The organism is Bacteroides sp. AF34-31BH, assembly GCF_003602795.1.
Taxonomy (GTDB): domain Bacteria; phylum Bacteroidota; class Bacteroidia; order Bacteroidales; family Bacteroidaceae; genus Bacteroides; species Bacteroides uniformis.
On the sequence record NZ_QTLV01000014.1, the window covers coordinates 1 to 18,043 of the forward strand.

An 18,043-nucleotide genomic window follows, 5' to 3' on the forward strand; every position below is an offset into this window, starting at 1 on the left:
CAAAGGTAAGAACTTTAAAGCATATCTTCCAAATATTTTCGGAAGTTTTTTTTTCATTTTTCTCTTTCCTGTATTTTCAAATCCTTTAAACAAGGATAAGAAAAGCAAAACAAGAAAAGTTCTTTTTCTTTGCGAGTCGGACTGCAAAGATAAGGAGAATTATTAATAAGTTCCAAATGTTTTTCGAAAAATATTTTTATCTCTTTTTATTTCTCTGTGTCACCTTCCACACTTCTGTTTCAGTATTTCAATCTTACCACTTTCCTTCTCTTGGAAAGCGGGTGCAAAGGTATAGGATTTAACAATACAAGCCAAACATATCTATCATTTTTTTTAATAAAAATGAAACTTTTTTGTAACTTACTGATTCATAAATGCATTTCGCATGAACAATTTTGAAGAAAGGAAAAAGAGAGAAAATAACTATACATTATATATATACGTGCGCGCGAAGAGCACGAAGAAAGAGAATAAAAACATTTTATAAGCATGCCGGATTGGGTGGTGGCGGTTCTGTCAGTATAGTCGCCGCATCAAAGCAGGGACATTGTTTCACCCACTCTTCCGGCTCTATCTCCCCGTTATGGTTCAGGTCGGGGCTCAGGTCGCGGTGACCGCACAGCCGGGAACCGGGATAATCCTTCAGCAACAGCAACACAAGCACACGCAGGGAGTGCCTTTGGAAAGGGGTGCGTGTATCGGCAGGGCGACCACACTCGTCAAGACCGCCTTCGTAACAGACCCCGATGCTCTTGTCGTTCCAACCGCGGGCATGGGCACCGGGCAGGGCCAAGGGACGGAGGGACTTGATGTCACCGTTCTTGCGGATATAAAAATGATAGCCTGCGCCGGAGAAGCCCCGGCGCAGGTGGTCTGTCGTCAAGTCGTGCTCCGTATAGCAGCGGTCGCAGCGGGTGGCGGAACAATGGACGACGATAAGATTGATGAATCTCATGAGAATTAAAAATTAGAAATTAAAAATTAAAAGTGAAGGAAACCCGCTACACTGTCATGGCATGGGCGCTCAGGGCACCAATAAGCGCGGAGGCTACAGCGATTATCACTTTCAGAATCTTATCCCAAACAGATGATTTTGTACTCATAAAATTAAGGATTAATAGTTAAGAATTAATGGTTAAGGATTAGTGATTAAGGATTAAGGGCTAATGATTAATGGTTAATCATTAGGGATTGATTAGCGATAAGCGATTTGCTTGTGTTCATTAACCATTAATCACTAACCCTTAATCATTCCTTCTTTATCCCAGCGGATTTTCGCCCTGGTCGCCGTCGTCGCCGGAGCCGCCTCCGGAACCACCGCCTTGATTGCCGCCGCCGGAGCCGCCCTCCTCGGGCTTGTCGAGCACAAAGCCCACATTCGCCGGGCTGCGGGTCACGGCGGTACTGCCGTTCACCAGCTTCAGCTCCTTGTCGGGGATAAAGCGGATATTCACCTTCGAGATATTGCGCACCGTACATTTGTCCGAGGCCTCCATGCCGGGACAGCGGAACGTCATGTGGAAAGTGCCCAGCTGGTTCAGCTTCACCTTGTCGCCATTGGCAAGGTTGCCTTGAATCTCCTCCACCAGGGCTTCGATGACGTGCTTCACGTCGCCCTTCGTCATGGCACAGTTTTTCTGAATGGAGGCGGCAAGGACATCGATGTCCACGGTGCCGCAGGTCTTGGGTTTCTGACGGAGATAGTACAACATGGGCGAAGCCGGGTTGCTCACGATTTTACGGCGCTGGAAGCGCTCTACAATTACATCCATAAATTTAAAAAGTTAAGGTTTAAGTTAAGAAAAATGAGTTATAAGAGAGAAGTGGGTAAGGGAAGGGATAGGGCGCCCGAATCAATGATTATTCCTTTTCTTAAGCACATTACAAAGATACAACATTAAGAAGCGGAAGTCAAGTGTTTTGCCATTTTTTTTACTACAAAAAACACGGAGACACAGAGTTTTTCAAGCAATAAGAAAAATCTCCGTGTCTTTGTGTCTCTGTATTCTATAAATTTCCATCCATCACTTTGCATTCCTCGTCAGCCACTCCAATGGTGGTATGTAGTCCACCAGTTTTGTCATGCTTTGGTTATGATGGAAATAGACTTCACCGGTTTTGCCATTACGGTGCTTGGCTATGATGACGATACCCAGGCCATCGGTGGGATAAGTACTCTTCTTATCGACGGTCTTGCCGTAGAGGGCAGGGCGGCAAAGCAGCATTACCATATCCGCATCCTGCTCTATGGCGCCGCTCTCGCGCAGGTTGCTCAGGGTGGGGCGATGGTCTATGCTACCGTCGCTCGCCCGGTTCAGCTGACTCAGCAGCAGTACGGGGATATCCAGCTCCTTGGCCAGCAGCTTTGCCTTGCGGCTTGCCTGCGCCACTTCCTGCTCGCGGTTGCGGTTTTTCTGGTCACTCCTCATGTCACATAGTTGCAGATAGTCCACAATCACCATGTCACAGCGATTCTTGCTCTTCAGCAGGCGGGCGGAAGAACGCACGCGGTCCATGCTCGTCATCGGATGGTCGTCTATCAGTATGGGCAACCGCGACAACTCGGCAGACGCCTCATGCACCTGCCTCACCTCGCCGGGTGTGAGCTGACCGCTACGCAGGTGTTGCGGGTCTACCCCCTCCGTAGCTGCAAGCAGCCAGCGGTCTCCCAGGCGCTCGCCTTGCATTTCGAGGCTGAAGACCACCACATGACGCCCCGCCATGGCAGCGGCACGGGCTAGGTGGAGGGCAAAGGCCGTCTTCCCCACCGACGGACGGGCAGCAAGGATGTTCAAGTCGCCGCGCTGCCAGCCCGCCGTAACGTGGTCCAGAGCGTCAAAACCCGTAGGGATACCCGTAATGCCGTTGCATCCGTGCTCCATACGCTGCTCCACCTCGGCCAGCGTGTCGTCCATCAGCCGGTCTATGGAGCGAAGGTGGTCGGCTACGCCGCTCTCGTCCTCCAGCCCCTCCAGCAGTCGATGGGCTTCCACCAGGATGTCGTCAATATCCATCGACTCGTCGGCACTGAACGCCAGCAGTTGCTGGAATCCCGTACGCATGATACGCCGCGTGTGCAATTGCCTAAGGATGAGCGCATGATACTCCAGATGAGCACTGGAGCTGACCTTCGAGCTGATGCGTAACAGTTCGTAAGGCCCGCCCACGGCATCGAGTTTGCCACGGGCTGCCAGTTCGTTCTTCAGCGTGATGGTATCTATGGACTTCACGCTGCGATACATCGATTGCAGGGCGGCAAAAATTTCCAGATTCTTCTCCTCGTAGAACATCTCGGGACGAAGTTTGTCCGCCACCAGAGGCATGGCAGCGCGCTCTATCATGCAGGCACCGATGACAGCTTCTTCGAGGTCACTGTCGTGGGAAAAAGTAGTTTCAGTCATCATATTCATTTTCAAAAGATTTGTCCGCCAGATAGGTGGCGGCTTGTTTACAATATTTTTGGTTGTTCAGATGGTCGTAATATTCGTCGATGTTGTCCAGTGCCCGCTGTTTCTCGCCTGCCGTCAATTTTTTCCATTCGCGACGGGCCCGGCCGATGTTTACCTTGGGATGCTCGGTGATGTCATGAAACTTTTCCCAGAAGATGCAGAAGTCCTCTCCCACCCCAGCCACCGGCGCTGCCTTCTTCTTCCGCGGGGCTGCTTTAGGACGGGCATTGCCAGTAAGGAAATCATAATCGGGGATACGGATGTGCATCACGTAGGGGTTGGCCACCCGCTCCACGATGCCGGCGTCGAACATCTTGTTGAAGAAGTAGCGCGTACGGTTGCGGGGCCACCCCAATATCTCCATCCAGCGGGCCAGGGAAAGTACGGACTCGCCACGTACACAGTCGAAAAGGTGTCCCCTGACGTTGCAGGTCACCGTGCTGTAGTTGACGTGTGTCAGCACAAAGACAAAGGCTTCGAAGGCATCGGCGGCTTTCTCTCCGGTTTTCATATTCATTTGTTCCTCAAACAAGGCTTTGGGGAAGAGGAGATAGCCTTTCTTCAGCATCTCCGTTGTCATGGGTCTCATTTCTTTTTCCATTTTTGTCTATTCTTAATTCGATAATGCGACAAAGGTAAGGGACCAGCCAGGGGGATACAAATAAGCAGTTAGAATCGGCTAAAAATTAATGAAATACATAAGGTGGCGAGAGAGGGGTTCACCTCATCCTCCACCACCCTATATAATAATATACTAAAATAATCAGAATGTATTAGAAATACATTCTCTATTTCGCATATTTTTTAGAGACCAGAAGATACGGATTTTTCACGGTCATATCCTTCACGTGGTCGGGCATCCCCCAGTAGCTCAGGAGGATGCCTATCTGTACGGGGGTGAGGTGGGCAGTCCTGGCGGTATAGCCCTGGTCCGTCAGATCCTTCAGCAGGCAAGCGTGTTCCGCAATGGAACGGCGCAGGGCCTTTACGGCCGAGCAGGCATACGCGTAGTTTGGGTAATAGGCCACTGCCACATCTGCAATGCGATGGCATCCCTCGAGCAGCCATTCAAAACTTTGTTCTTTTATCATTTTGCATATATTTATTAATAAAACATGTTGCAAAGTTAGAATGGGAGGGAAAACTGGGAAAGTTCGAGTGGCAATAAGAAAACTTGCTCAAGAAAAATGAATGTGTCAAAACGGTTGATGACACACCCTCACTGTCTTATTGATAAAAGCAACACTTTCATACTATAATAGTAAAGCACACATTTTGTGTATTTCATGCAACTTATCGGTCAGCGATTTTTTTTAAGAGAGACAGCCATATTATATCTCGCCTGCCTATTAACGAGGAGTTCCGCACTAATCCCTAAGGCTGCTTCTACCATAAGAGCGAAGTCACTGGTTACATCTCCCTCTCCCTCTTGAAGTACCCCAGCACCGTGGCCGGTGTAAGACAGCAGCGTTCCACGCTTTTCAGGCGGCTCTGAAAAGTATATCGGGAGCATAGCACAAGGCAGAACCAAGTATAGTTCAAGCTACGGTGCAAGCGGTGCTGAAGGTGGTCGAAAAAACGGGAAACACGGGCAAAGAAGCTAGCGATACGCTCGCGGGGGACAAAACGGGAAGGCTGTACGGCAGCATTGCGGGAGCGCTTGGCGGCACGTTCCATCTGTGCAAGGGTATACTCCAGTTGCTCGATGTCATTGCGAGTGTTCTCCATGGTTTGTTCCAATTTCTCGCGTCGTGCCTGCTGCTTGGTATATCGTTCTTTTCTGTCAGCGATTCGGTTTTTGAGGTCTTCTGCGGTGAGGTTTATTCCTTTGTTCTGGATTGATTTCATTATAAACGTCTGTTTTATAGTTGTTTGTCTGTATATAAGTTCACGAAAACACATCATCCGTCTGCACCGAATGCATAATGCATAAAGGGCAAACGGATGATATATCAGGAGCAAATGTACGATGAATATTGCAGATAAAGTTCTTAATGACCATTAAGTCTTGTTATAAAACATGATATTATCTACTGCAAATTTGGAGATTATCAGAAAACACGTACCTTTGCAATGTGTTTTTCATAGTATTAGATTTAAGGTTAACAAAAGATTGGCTGTCTGGGATAGATAGCCTTTTTTTATGCCCGCACCATTCGATTCATCCAATTAGTATCAATTCACTTTATACAACTTTTTAACCCACCAAAAGTGTTTTTAAACCCCAAAAGTTGTAGATTATAAATACTATGTTTATATTTGCAACATGAAAAAAGCGCTCGAGAAAATGTAGTATCTACAACTCGTCTGTGAAGTAGGTGGCGGTTGTGATATAGACAGCGTTCATAAGACAAACAAGCAAGCAATCTACAACAATAAAAATATGAAAGTTAGACTTATGACGAAAGTTAGTGCTGCAACCCTCATTTCAGCAATTGCCTGCAGCATATTCACGGGATGTACCGAAAAAGACCTATACAATCCCGAACGTGGAAAAACAGAACTAAAGCCGGAGAGCGAATACTTTGACTTTGCAACAACAGCCCAGGTAGCTTTTGACGTGAATTATGGAAAAATCGCAGGAGGCGCATTAATAGAGGTGTTTACAGAAGACCCCATCACCTATCAGACAAACAACCTCTACTCCATCAACGGCGAAGCGGTTTTTAAAATCTTTGCAGATGCAGACGGACGCTTCACCGGCAACGTAGAACTGCCCAAAGCGACAGAAAAGGTATATATCATCTCACAAAGTTGGGGAGCCCCCATGTATGTGGAAGCAGATGTGGAAAATGGCAAAGTGGTGGTAGATATGACCGAAAATAATGCCAACACCCGCTCAACTGCCATGACACGTGCAAAATCCAACCTGACTATCGACCTAAAGGATAGGAAGGAACGGGTATACTCCATCGTTGGATGGGGACAATCTCACGGTGAGATTATTGATAATAATGACATTGTAACTACGGGAAATTTCAATGACGGAACTTTAAAGCAGTTACAACACACACTGTGGAAAGGTTATGACAGCAAACCCAGCAATCTGGACAACAGAGCTTTGGTGAGCGATACAAAGCATGTGAACACCACCATTGCCCAAGCATATATCAACAACCAGGGACAACACGTAACGATTACCGATGCAGAACTGTATCTGACCTTCCTGACCGAACGTGCCGGTTACCTGACTTCCATCGGCTATTATTACTACAAGACCAATGAAATTCCCAACAGCCCTGACAAGGTAGACAAATTCATTATCATTCCCAATGCATCCATTGCAGGAGACGACCCGTATACCGGATGGTCTGGAAGTGGTAACAAATATTCCCGATATGACGCTCCCATACAGAAGAATACAAAAATACAACTTCTGTATCAGGACGAAAACGGTAATGTCTCCACCAAATTCCCGGCAGGATATACCATAGGATATTTCATCATCCCCAATGGATATACCCCCAATAAAGGTATCGACTACTCTATAAATTATATATATTCCAATAAAGAATGGAACAAGATATATGCAGGCCAACAAGCTCGCTTTATCTCCCTCTCCACCAGCAACGGCACGGTAGTCTACGGAGTAGAAGATGGCGATGATACCAGCTACGAAGACATACTGTTCTGTATCGATGCCAACCCCAATGAAGCCATTCAAGACCCGGACCGCCCGGTCATAGACCCGGAAGAGCCTACGGTGACGAGCTCTGAAACAACCTACCGCACGTATGCCTACGAAGACATCTGGCCCAATGGCGGTGACTATGACTTGAACGACGTGATTATCGAACACAAACGGGCCATTTCATTCAACAGCAACAATTATGTGCTGAAGGTGGAAGACACCTTTGTACCCGTACAGAAAAGTGGTGCCGCCACATACTCCAACGCATTTGCCGTGCAATATGTGGCCAGCCAGCGAGGCAGCATAGAACTGCCTGCCGGAGCAGTCGATGAAACAGAGACCTCTTCTGTCATCCTATTCCCCGATGCAAAGTCTGTGCAGGGCAACGAATTTACCGTAACCCGTACATTTGCAGACAACACATTGCCTAAGAAGAATCTGGAAACCGACTTGAACCCGTTCATCATTGCCCAGTATACAGCCGAAGCCGACAACCGGACAGAAGTGCATCTGCCCAAGAAGAAAGCGACCGGTAAAGCCAACTCAGAGCAAATCGGAGCCGAAGACGATGCCTACTACATCAACAAGGACGGCAAATATCCATTCGCCATCATGCTGCCGGCCACAACCGGCACGGAAGGCCCCATCCGGTTCACTCCGGCAAAGGAAACCGTACGCATCGACCTGGAGTATCCCGATTTCGCCAAATGGGTAGAGTCCAATGGTGCCACCAATAATGATTGGTATCTCTACTACCAGTCGTCCAAAGAGTGAAATCCTACGACATTCTTTAAAGAAGAGCCGCGCAATAGTTGCATTTGCACGGCTTTTTTCATGCATGAGCATTACCGTTATGAAATTATTTTTTCTACATTTGCATCCGTTAAAAGGAAACAAAACCGTATCAGGCTGAAAAACATGAGGAATACATCACCCGCCGCACCTACCATCCGCTTCCGCCGCTGGAGCAGAAAAGCCTACGCTGCATTTGCCAGCATAGGGCGGTGTGTCACCATCGGTTGCCTGCGCAAAAGCGTGGCAGACAGCTCTCTGTCCAAACAGAAGACTGCGGGAACCGCCGGACATGCCGGATGCGGGGAAGAGAGTACCTGGAAAGGAGAAACGGAAGGAAGGGAAACCGACACCGGCATTCCGCTGGGTAGCAGCAGCGCCCTGACAAGTATCCTCACGGAGCCGGGAACGAACCGGCACATTCTTTTTGAAACACAATTCATCCGCCCCTGCGGGAATACGGGCAGACAAGACACATATAGCCTGAAACAAAAGAGAACAAGAGGTACGGATTACCGGAAGCCATGCAGCAGAATGACGAGCTGCACCGCCCCGGCAATCCGTACCTCTGTCTTTATCCATGAACATAACCCAAGAAAGATATGACCCTACAGAAATTAAAGGAACAAGTGCTGCGCGGCAGCCACATCAGTAAGGAAGAAGCCGAATGGCTGGCTGTGCAACCCGACAAGGAAGCGCTATACGAAGCTGCCCACGAGATAACCCGGGGCCTGGCCTCGGAGGAGTTTGACATGTGCTCCATCATTAATGCCAAGTCCGGACGATGCCCGGAAAACTGCAAGTGGTGTGCACAGTCGTCGCACTACAAAACCCAGGCAGACGTGTACGACCTGGTGGACAAAGAAGAATGCCTGCGGCATGCCCGGCATAATGAAGCCCAGGGCGTGGCACGTTTCTCGCTGGTGACCAGTGGACGGAAGCCCTCCTCCAGAAACATGGAGAAACTGTGCGAAGCCGCCCGGCACATGCGCCGGCACTCGTCCATCCAGTTGTGCGCATCACTGGGACTGCTCAACGAAGACGAAATGCGGGCACTGCACGACGCAGGCATCACCCGCTATCACTGCAACCTGGAGACAGCCCCCTCCTACTTTCCCCAACTGTGCAGCACGCACACGCAGGAAGAGAAGCTGCGCACCCTGCAAGCCGCCCGCAACGTAGGCATGGACATCTGCAGCGGCGGCATCATCGGTATGGGCGAGAGCATGGAGCAACGTATCGAATTCGCCTTCACACTGCGCGAGCTGGAAGTACAGTCCATCCCCATCAACCTCCTGAGCCCCATCCCCGGCACACCGCTGGAACGGCAGGCACCACTCAGCGAGGAGGAAATACTGACCACCATCGCCCTCTTCCGCTTCATCAACCCGACAGCTTTCCTCCGCTTTGCCGGAGGACGCTCGCAACTGAGCAAGGAGGCCGTGAAGCAAGCGCTGCACATCGGCATCAACTCTGCCATCGTGGGCGACCTGCTGACAACGCTCGGCTCGAAAGTGTCGGAAGACAAGGTACTGATAGAAGATGCCGGATACCGGTTCTGCGGCTCGCAGTTCGACAGAGAGCACCTATGGCACCCCTATACCTCCACAACCAACCCGCTACCGGTGTACAAGGTGAAGCATGCCGAAGGCGCCACCATCACCCTGGAAAGCGGAGAAACACTCGTAGAGGGAATGTCGTCGTGGTGGTGCGCCGTCCACGGGTACAACCACCCTACGCTGAACCGGGCGGCAGAGAAACAGCTGGGCAAGATGTCGCATGTGATGTTCGGAGGGCTGACACACGACCCTGCCATTGAACTGGGCCAGTTGCTGCTACCGCTTGTCCCGCCGTCCATGCAGAAGATATTCTATGCCGACTCGGGCTCGGTGGCAGTAGAGGTAGCCTTGAAAATGGCCGTGCAGTACTGGTATGGCAAGGGAAAGGCGAAGAAGAACAATTTTGTGACTATCCGTTCGGGCTATCACGGGGATACATGGAATGCCATGTCTGTCTGCGACCCGGTGACGGGCATGCATTCGCTGTTCGGGGCATCATTGCCGGTGCGCTATTTCGTGCCGCAGCCGCGCTCGCGCTTCCATGGCGAATGGGATGAACGGGATACGGTGGAACTGCGGAAACTGGTAGAGGAGCATCACGAGGAACTGGCAGCGCTTATCCTCGAACCTGTGGTGCAGGGCGCTGGCGGCATGTGGTTCTACCACCCCCAGTACCTGCGCGAAGCGGCACAGATATGCAAGGAACATGGCCTGCTGCTGATATTCGATGAGATAGCCACGGGCTTCGGACGGACGGGAAAACTCTTTGCCTGGGAGCACGCGGGTGTAGAACCGGACATCATGTGCATAGGAAAGGCCATAACGGGCGGATACATGACGCTGTCTGCCGTACTGACGACGAATGAAGTGGCGGATACCATCTCCAACCATACACCGGAGGTGTTTATGCACGGACCCACCTTTATGGGGAATCCACTGGCATGCGCCGTAGCGTGTGCTTCGGTGAAGCTGCTGACCTCGCCCGAATACGACTGGCAAGGCAAGGTGACTCGCATCAGCCGGCAACTGCAAGAAGAGCTTGAACCGGCACGCCGATTACCGCAAGTGACGGATGTACGTGTGCTGGGAGCCATCGGGGTGATTGAGACAAAAAAGCCCGTAGACATGGCGTGGATGCAAAAACGCTTCGTTGAGGAGGGAATCTGGGTACGCCCGTTCGGAAGATTGGTATACCTGATGCCTCCGTTCATTATAGAGCCGGAACAGTTGAGGAAGCTGACGGGAGGGTTGATGAAAATTATACAGGAAATGAATTGAGAGGATAAAGGGAAAATTATTATATCAAGAATTTATGAACGTAACTAACTATATGCAGCAAGAGCTGCAAACATTGAAAGAACACAGCAACCTGCGCCGCCTGCCGCAACTGACACACGAGGGACGCACGGTTGTAGCCGATGGCCGGCATATGCTGAACCTTTCGTCCAACGATTACCTGGGCCTGGCTGCCGACCGCCAGCTGAAGGAAGAATTCCTGCAGGCACTGACACCGGACACCTTCCTGCCGACTTCCTCCTCCTCCCGCCTGCTGACGGGGAACTTCGGAATTTACGAAGAGCTGGAGACGGAACTCGCCACACTTTTCGGCACAGAGACAGCACTGGTGCTCAATAGCGGCTATCATGCCAATATGGGGATTCTACCCGCCGTGAGCGATGCACAAACCCTGATACTGGCAGACAAGCTGGTGCATGCCAGCATTATCGACGGCATCCGCCTATCCACCGCACGCTGCATCCGCTTCCGCCACAACGACCTGGTACAACTGGAACGCCTGCTGGAACAACACCATGCAACATTCCGGCAATTGATTATCGTCACAGAAAGCATCTTCAGCATGGACGGTGACCAAGCCGACCTCACGGCATTGGTGCGTTTGAAAAAAAGATACTCCAACGTACTGCTCTATGTGGACGAAGCCCATGCATTCGGCGTAAGGGGACTGCGCGGCCTGGGCTGCGCCGAAGAAACCGGATGTATCCGGGATATAGATTTCCTCGTGGGCACCTTCGGCAAGGCGGCTGCGTCTGCCGGTGCATACATCGCCTGCTGCCGGACGATACGCGAGTATCTCGTCAACCGGATGCGAACCCTCATCTTCACCACGGCATTGCCTCCGACAAGTATTGCCTGGACACTGTTTATCGTACGGAAACTTGCCAGAATGCAGGACCACCGCGAGCATCTGGCAAGAATCAGCCGGACACTGCGCGAAGCATTACAAGCCAAGGGGTACGGATGCCCCAGCGCAAGCCATATCGTCCCACTGATTATCGGCCCCAGTGCCGACACCGTGCTGTGCGCAGAGTTGCTGCAGAGGCATGGCTTTTATGCACTGCCGGTACGCCCGCCCACGGTGCCCGAAGGGACATCACGTATCCGCTTCTCGCTGACAGCGGACATTACAGAACAAGAGATAGAAGAAATAATTAAATATATATAGTATAAGAAAATTCATCACATATATTATTATGAAACAAGTTTACATCATCAAAAAAAATAATCCCAAGCTGCTACTGTTCTTCGCAGGATGGGCAGCCGACGAAACACCCTTTAAACAATATTGCCCCCAAGGCATGGACTACATGATTTGCTATGACTACCGCACGCTCGATTTCGATACCTCCATCCTGGAGCAATACCGGCAAGTGAACGTAGTGGCATGGTCCATGGGCGTATGGGCAGCTCCCATCGCACTGGCTTCCGTGCCCAAGGAGAAACTGCTGCTTATAGCTTTCAATGGTACCATTACCCCTATCGGTGACACAGATGGAATTCCCGAAAAGACCTTCCGAGACACCTTGAGCGGACTGACTCCCGCCTCGCTCCAGAAGTTCATGCGCCGCATGTGCAAAGACAGCAATGCCTACAAAGCCTTCCTTGCCATCACTCCCCGCCGGGACTTCAACGAAATTAAGGAAGAGCTGGAACTCATTGAGAAAAAATACACCCAAATGAGAGGGATAACCATCGATGAAAACGGCAATTATATCTACTCCAATGATGACGAGATGGATGCCTATGTAAACGATAAATACCAATACATCGATTATGACTACGCTTTCATAGGCGTCAACGACCGCATCTTCCCTTTAGAAAATATGAAACTAAATTTCGATTACATGTTCGATGACGACAAACTGATTGTTGCAGACTGCGCCCACTATGACGAACCAATGTTCCGCTTCTTGCTGCAAGACATGTGGTCGATGCCCATTGACGATTTTCTAAGCCATCTGAGAGAACTGGATACATAACAAAAGGATTGAAAAAAATGACAGATACCCCTACACACCCCATAGACAAAGAACTTGTAGCAAAACGCTTCTCCTACTCGCGAAGCACCTACGACCGCGAAGCCAGCGTGCAACGGCAAGTAGCCGAAAAAATGATGCGCCTACTGACCGATGCCCTGCTTTCCGCAGGCATACCCCGTCCGCAACTTCCTACACACTTCCGCCACATCGTAGAGCTTGGTTGCGGAACGGGCAGCTACTCGCGCATGTTGCTGAACACCTTGCAACCGGAAACGCTGTTGCTGAACGACCTCTGCCGGGATATGGAGGAATGCGTCAGGGAGCTATGCACTACGCGCACTCCCCGCGTCAGCTTCTTGCCGGGTGATGCCGAAGCTCTCGACTTCCCCAGAGAAACCGACCTGATAACCTCGTGCTCCACCCTGCAATGGTTCAACGACCCAGGTGCTTTCCTCACCCGCTGCCACCAAGCACTGGTGGCAGACGGCCTGCTTGCCTTCAGCACCTTCGGCACCACAAACATGCACGAAATACGCCAACTGACGGGGCATGGGCTGGACTATCTCTCCGTTGAGGAGCTGCAAGCCCTGCTGTCTCCCCACTTCGATATTCTCCATGCCGAGGAAGAGGTAGTAACCCTGCCCTTCCCCACCCCTCAGGCAGTGCTGAAGCATCTGAAGCAAACCGGAGTGACGGGAACGGAAAAAAGGATGTGGACGCGTAGCCGCCTGCAATCCTTTTGTGAAGAATACACAATCCGGTTCAGTGATGCCGCAGGCAACGTAAGCCTGACCTATCACCCTATTTATATCATCGCACGAAAAAAGACAAAATAATGGAAACAAAAAACATCTACTTCATCAGCGGCATTGATACAGATGCCGGAAAAAGCTATTGCACCGCCTGGTATGCCCGTGAGCTTATACAACGCGGCCTGCGCGTCATCACCCAAAAGTTCATCCAGACCGGCAACACCGGCCATTCCGAGGACATCGACCTGCACCGCCGCCTCACCGGAACTGGCTACCTGCCGGAAGACAAAGAGGGGCTGACCATGCCCGAGATATTCTCCTACCCCTGCTCCCCCCACCTCGCCGCCCGCATAGACAAGCGCCCGATAGACTTCGAAAAAATAGAGCATGCCACCAGGGAACTTTCCCATCGCTATGATACCGTGCTCGTAGAAGGCGCCGGCGGTCTGATGGTTCCCCTTACCGAAGATTTCCTGACGATAGACTACATTGCGGAGAAGCAGTACCCGCTTATCTTTGTCACCTCCGGAAAGCTGGGCAGCATCAACCACACCCTGCTGAGCTTCGAAGCCATCAAGAACCGGGACATCGCGCTCGATACGGTACTCTACAACCTCTATCCCACGGTAGAGGACAAGACTATCCAGGAAGACACGATGAAATACATCAAGCAGTATTTGTCCAAGCACTTTCCCGGAACAAAGTTTGAGGTAGTGCCGGAAATTGTGTAAATTTGCAGCACATAAACGTCCTACTGCACATGGAAGCATTTACATTAGATTCAACTGAAATTATCGTACTCGCTACGGCGGGTGGTCTGTTCCTTATTCAAATTATCTACTACCTCTGTCTCTACAACCGTATTCATGCGCGCAGCCGTGCCGTGAAGCAGGGAGACACGCACTTCACCCAGGAACTGCCCCCCATATCCGTCATCATCTGCGCCCGCGAGGAATCCGAGAATCTGCGCCGCAACCTGGGCGCCGTGCTGGAGCAGGACTATCCCCAATTTGAAGTCATCGTCATTAACGACGGCAACACCGATGAGAGCGAGGATTACCTGACCATCCTCGAGGAGAAATATCCCCATCTCTACCACAGCTTCGTACCCGATTCCTCCCGTTACATCAGCCGCAAGAAGCTGGCCGTAACGCTTGGAATCAAGGCCAGCAAATATGACTGGCTGGTGTTCACCAATGCCAACTGCATGCCCCAAAGCAACCAATGGCTGCGACTGATGGCACGCAACTTCACATCACGTACCCAAGTGGTGCTGGGATACAGCGGCTACGAACGCGGCAAAGGCTGGCTGCACAAACGGGCGGCATTCGACAATCTGTTCACTTCCATGCGCTATCTGGGATTTGCCCTGGCAGGCAGCCCCTACATGGGCATCGGGCGTAACCTGGCCTACCGGAAGGAACTCTTCTACCAACAGAAAGGATTCTCCGCACACCTCAACCTGCAACGGGGAGACGACGATTTGTTCATCAACCACGTGGCTACCCCGGAGAACACGCGGGTGGAAACGGATGCCAATGCCATTGTGCGCATGCAGCCGCTTCTGCGTGCCAAGGACTGGAAAGAAGAGAAAATAGGCTACGCCTCCACAGCACGGCTGTATCATGGAATGCAACGCTGGCTGGCCGGTTTTGAGACCTTGACCCGCCTGGCATTCCACGCATCCTGGATAGCCGCGATGGTCATCGGCATTCTGCACTTCCACTGGCTGGCAGCAGGCGTCGCTTTCCTTTTGTTCCTGCTCCGTTTCACCATGCAGGCCGTCATCGTGAACAAGACCGCCCGCGACCTGGAAGAACAGCGCAGATATTACTTCACACTACCGGCTTTCGACCTATTGCAGCCGATACAGTCTTTGCGTTGGAAATGGTACTGTCTGTTCCGCAAGAAAAGCGGTTTTCTGAGAAAGTGATTCTCTTATTCGTAACGGATGGAAGTTGCCGGATGGATGCGTGTAATCAAGAATGAAGGGGCCAGCAACATCAGGACCGAAGCCAGCAATGTGCCGGCATTCAGCAGCAGGAACAGCCAGATATTGAAAGATACCGGAACAGTAGCCATGTAATAGGTTTCAGGGTCGAGCTTGAACAAGCCGGACCAGCGCTGCACGAAATAGAACGCAAGGCCGATTATGTTCCCCCAAAGCATGCCTTTCCCAATGAGGAAGACCGAAAACCAAAGGAAGACTTTACGGATGGTAAAGTTATTGGCTCCCAAAGACTTCAGCACGCCTATCATGGAGGTACGCTCTATGATGATAATCAGCAGGCCGGATACCATGGTGAACCCCGCCACTCCAATCATCAGAATGAGAATGACCCAGATGTTGACATCCAAGATGCCCAGCCAGGCAAAGATTTGGGGATTGAGCTGCTCTACATTGCGGACGCAATACTCGGCACCATAGCGGTCGGGATTCTCGTCCGTATCGACAGCTATCTCATAGGTGGTTTCTTCCAGCTTGTCATAATCGCGTATTTCCAGCTCCACACCGCTCACCTGGTCCGGCTCCCAGTTGTTCAGGCGATTCACCAAATAGAGGTCGGTAAGCAGGAATAGGTTGTCGTATTCGGAGAAGTTGGTTTGGTAGATACCTACAATCTTCAGGCGGCGAGCACGCACATCGTCCTGGATGAAGTAGGTGTCTATCTTGTCACCAAGTTTCAATTGCAGCTTGTTGGCAAGAGACTTTGAGATGACTACGCGGTTGGACGAAGCGGAATCGCTGAATTGCGGAAACTCCCCCTCCAGCAGATGGCGGTGGAAAAAGGTGCTGTCATACTCCTGCCCCACACCTTTCAGCACCATTCCCTGAAAGGCATCGGCGGTCTTTATCATCCCCGGCTTGGTGGAGTAGCGTTGTACATGCTTCACTTCGGGATAATCGGAAAGCGCAGCCATCATGCTGTCGCCCACCACCACCGGGCGCGTCTCATAAGAGCGTGCAGCATCCAGGTTGCCTATCTGGATATGGGCACCGAAACCCACGATTTTATCCCTTACCTCGCTCTTGAAGCCAACAATGACGGACACGGCAATAATCATCACCGCCAGTCCGAGAGCAATACCCACCATGGCAATAAGGACAGCCGGACGGGAAACTTGCTTGCCCGGCTCCGAGTTGCGATAAATGCGCAACGCTATAAAGCGAGATAAGTTCATAAATTAATCCCTAATCCTTCATTTCTCTTCCCGGATAGGCTTCCAATGCTTTTTGCAATACAAACAAGGCGCGGTTCAAGTCGTCTTTCTTCAGTACGTATGCGATACGCACTTCGTTGCGACCGGAACCCGGCGTAGTATAGAATCCGGACGCAGGCGCCATGAATACCGTCTGTCCCTCGTATTCGAACTCCGACAGACACCAGGCACAGAACTTGTCCGAATCATCTACTGGAAGCTTTGCCACCGTATAGAATGCTCCCATCGGGATGGGCGAATATACGCCCGGTATACGGTTCAATCCGTCAATCAGGCATTTACGGCGTTCTACATATTCATCGTATGTGTCGCGCAGATAATCCTCACCGGCATCCAGCGATGCTTCTGCGGCAATCTGGCCTATCAACGGAGGACTGAGACGCGCCTGGCAGAACTTCATGACAGCATCCCGGATTTCCTTGTTCTTCGTTATCAGGGCACCGATGCGGATGCCGCACTCCGAATAGCGCTTGGACACGGAATCAATCAGCACCACATTGTTCTCAATGCCCTCCAGATGGCAGGCAGAGATATAGGGAGAACCCGTATAAATAAATTCACGGTACACCTCGTCCGAGAAGAGGAACAAATCGTACTTCTTCACAAGGTCGCGAATCTGGTTCATTTCACGGCGTGTATAGAGGTAACCCGTAGGATTGTTGGGATTGCAAATCAAAATAGCACGCGTGCGCTCGTTAATCAACTCCTCGAACTTCTCTACCTTGGGCAACGAGAAACCCTCTTCGATGGTCGTGGCAATGGTGCGTATCTTGGCTCCGGCAGAGATGGCAAACGCCATATAATTGGCATAGGCCGGCTCGGGAACAATGATTTCATCCCCCGGATTGAGGCAAGCCAGGAAAGAGAACAACACCGCCTCCGAGCCGCCGGAAGTGATGATGATGTCGTCTGCAGTCAGATTGATATTGTACTTTGCATAGTAACCCACCAACTTCTCTCGGTAACTGCGATATCCCGCACTGGGACTGTATTCCAGAACTTTCCGGTCGATGTTCCGTATCGCTTCAATCGCGACTTCCGGAGTAGGCAGGTCGGGTTGACCGATGTTCAGGTGAAATACATGTATACCCCTCTGCTTGGCAGCATCTGCCAGAGGAGCCAGTTTTCTGATAGGAGATGCGGGCATCTCCATTCCGCGAATAGATATTGTTGGCATGAGGTTTATTTACTATTTGACGATTTATGATTTACTATTTAATAGAGTATTTATAGGTGATATTGCTATCACTTTATCATTAAAGTTGCAAATGTAGCGAATTATTTGAAACCAAAAGGAAGGCAAGACCATAAAAACTTTAAAAAACTTATCTATCGTAAAAACTCTATGATATGTAAACAG

At 50.7% G+C, this 18,043-nt stretch carries 17 protein-coding genes; 8 read left to right on the plus strand and 9 right to left on the minus strand.

Features of this window, described 5'->3' with window-relative positions; genetic code table 11:
- Positions 1-481 precede the first annotated feature (481 nt).
- The 7 genes from DWZ67_RS17190 to DWZ67_RS17215 all read right to left on the minus strand — a co-directional run bounded on the left by DWZ67_RS17190 (position 482) and on the right by DWZ67_RS17215 (position 5,297).
- Positions 482-955 carry an N-acetylmuramoyl-L-alanine amidase gene (locus DWZ67_RS17190; protein WP_008664709.1) on the minus strand — a complete coding sequence of 158 codons (474 nt, stop codon included), beginning with the start codon at positions 953-955 and terminating at the stop codon, positions 482-484.
- A 46-nt stretch (positions 956-1,001) separates the two neighbouring features.
- On the minus strand, positions 1,002-1,103 hold the full coding sequence (locus DWZ67_RS20175) for a smalltalk protein (RefSeq protein ID WP_005837396.1): 102 nt from the start codon (positions 1,101-1,103) through the stop codon (positions 1,002-1,004).
- Positions 1,104-1,259: 156 nt separating this feature from the next.
- A complete protein-coding gene (locus DWZ67_RS17195; protein WP_005837397.1) occupies positions 1,260-1,772 on the minus strand; it encodes an HU family DNA-binding protein in 513 nt (170 codons plus the stop codon).
- A 252-nt stretch (positions 1,773-2,024) separates the two neighbouring features.
- A complete protein-coding gene (gene dnaB, locus DWZ67_RS17200) occupies positions 2,025-3,404 on the minus strand; it encodes a replicative DNA helicase (protein ID WP_035449314.1) in 1,380 nt (459 codons plus the stop codon).
- A complete protein-coding gene (locus DWZ67_RS17205; RefSeq protein ID WP_005831106.1) occupies positions 3,394-4,050 on the minus strand; it encodes a hypothetical protein in 657 nt (218 codons plus the stop codon). The genes dnaB and DWZ67_RS17205 overlap by 11 nt, the downstream gene beginning before the upstream one ends.
- A gap of 187 nt (positions 4,051-4,237) precedes the next feature.
- Positions 4,238-4,540, minus strand: a complete 303-nt coding sequence (locus DWZ67_RS17210) for a DUF4248 domain-containing protein (protein WP_005831107.1) — start codon at positions 4,538-4,540, stop codon at positions 4,238-4,240.
- Positions 4,541-4,859: 319 nt separating this feature from the next.
- Positions 4,860-5,297 carry a hypothetical protein gene (locus tag DWZ67_RS17215; protein ID WP_005837401.1) on the minus strand — a complete coding sequence of 146 codons (438 nt, stop codon included), beginning with the start codon at positions 5,295-5,297 and terminating at the stop codon, positions 4,860-4,862.
- A 535-nt stretch (positions 5,298-5,832) separates the two neighbouring features.
- On the opposite strand from DWZ67_RS17215, the gene DWZ67_RS17220 reads away from it, so the two are divergent.
- The 8 genes from DWZ67_RS17220 to DWZ67_RS17260 all read left to right on the plus strand — a co-directional run bounded on the left by DWZ67_RS17220 (position 5,833) and on the right by DWZ67_RS17260 (position 15,394).
- Positions 5,833-7,854: an LruC domain-containing protein gene (locus DWZ67_RS17220; protein WP_120139410.1), complete on the plus strand. Its 2,022-nt coding sequence runs from the start codon at positions 5,833-5,835 to the stop codon at positions 7,852-7,854.
- A gap of 144 nt (positions 7,855-7,998) precedes the next feature.
- Positions 7,999-8,478 carry a hypothetical protein gene (locus DWZ67_RS17230; protein ID WP_117878533.1) on the plus strand — a complete coding sequence of 160 codons (480 nt, stop codon included), beginning with the start codon at positions 7,999-8,001 and terminating at the stop codon, positions 8,476-8,478.
- Positions 8,475-10,709: an adenosylmethionine--8-amino-7-oxononanoate transaminase gene (gene bioA / locus DWZ67_RS17235; RefSeq protein WP_120139411.1), complete on the plus strand. Its 2,235-nt coding sequence runs from the start codon at positions 8,475-8,477 to the stop codon at positions 10,707-10,709. Before DWZ67_RS17230 ends, bioA begins: the two co-directional genes overlap by 4 nt.
- A gap of 34 nt (positions 10,710-10,743) precedes the next feature.
- Positions 10,744-11,895 carry an 8-amino-7-oxononanoate synthase gene (locus DWZ67_RS17240; protein ID WP_035458142.1) on the plus strand — a complete coding sequence of 384 codons (1,152 nt, stop codon included), beginning with the start codon at positions 10,744-10,746 and terminating at the stop codon, positions 11,893-11,895.
- Between the two features lie 28 nt (positions 11,896-11,923).
- Complete coding sequence (locus DWZ67_RS17245) at positions 11,924-12,709, plus strand: pimeloyl-ACP methyl esterase BioG family protein (protein ID WP_016274411.1); 786 nt, start codon at positions 11,924-11,926, stop codon at positions 12,707-12,709.
- A gap of 17 nt (positions 12,710-12,726) precedes the next feature.
- Entirely contained in the window at positions 12,727-13,545 is an 819-nt protein-coding gene (bioC, locus tag DWZ67_RS17250; RefSeq protein ID WP_117749807.1) for a malonyl-ACP O-methyltransferase BioC, read from the plus strand.
- The gene (bioD, locus tag DWZ67_RS17255) at positions 13,545-14,192 is read left to right on the plus strand and encodes a dethiobiotin synthase (RefSeq protein ID WP_120139412.1); all 648 of its coding nucleotides are present in this window, start codon (positions 13,545-13,547) and stop codon (positions 14,190-14,192) included. The genes bioC and bioD overlap by 1 nt, the downstream gene beginning before the upstream one ends.
- A 29-nt stretch (positions 14,193-14,221) precedes the next feature.
- On the plus strand, positions 14,222-15,394 hold the full coding sequence (locus DWZ67_RS17260) for a glycosyltransferase (RefSeq protein WP_120139413.1): 1,173 nt from the start codon (positions 14,222-14,224) through the stop codon (positions 15,392-15,394).
- Between the two features lie 5 nt (positions 15,395-15,399).
- Here the strand turns inward: DWZ67_RS17260 and DWZ67_RS17265 are convergent, their stop codons facing one another.
- Both DWZ67_RS17265 and DWZ67_RS17270 read right to left on the minus strand, forming a co-directional pair.
- On the minus strand, positions 15,400-16,644 hold the full coding sequence (locus DWZ67_RS17265; protein WP_117681023.1) for an ABC transporter permease: 1,245 nt from the start codon (positions 16,642-16,644) through the stop codon (positions 15,400-15,402).
- 10 nt (positions 16,645-16,654) lie between these two features.
- Positions 16,655-17,860, minus strand: a complete 1,206-nt coding sequence (locus tag DWZ67_RS17270; RefSeq protein ID WP_005837410.1) for a pyridoxal phosphate-dependent aminotransferase — start codon at positions 17,858-17,860, stop codon at positions 16,655-16,657.
- Between the last annotated feature and the right edge of the window lie 183 nt (positions 17,861-18,043).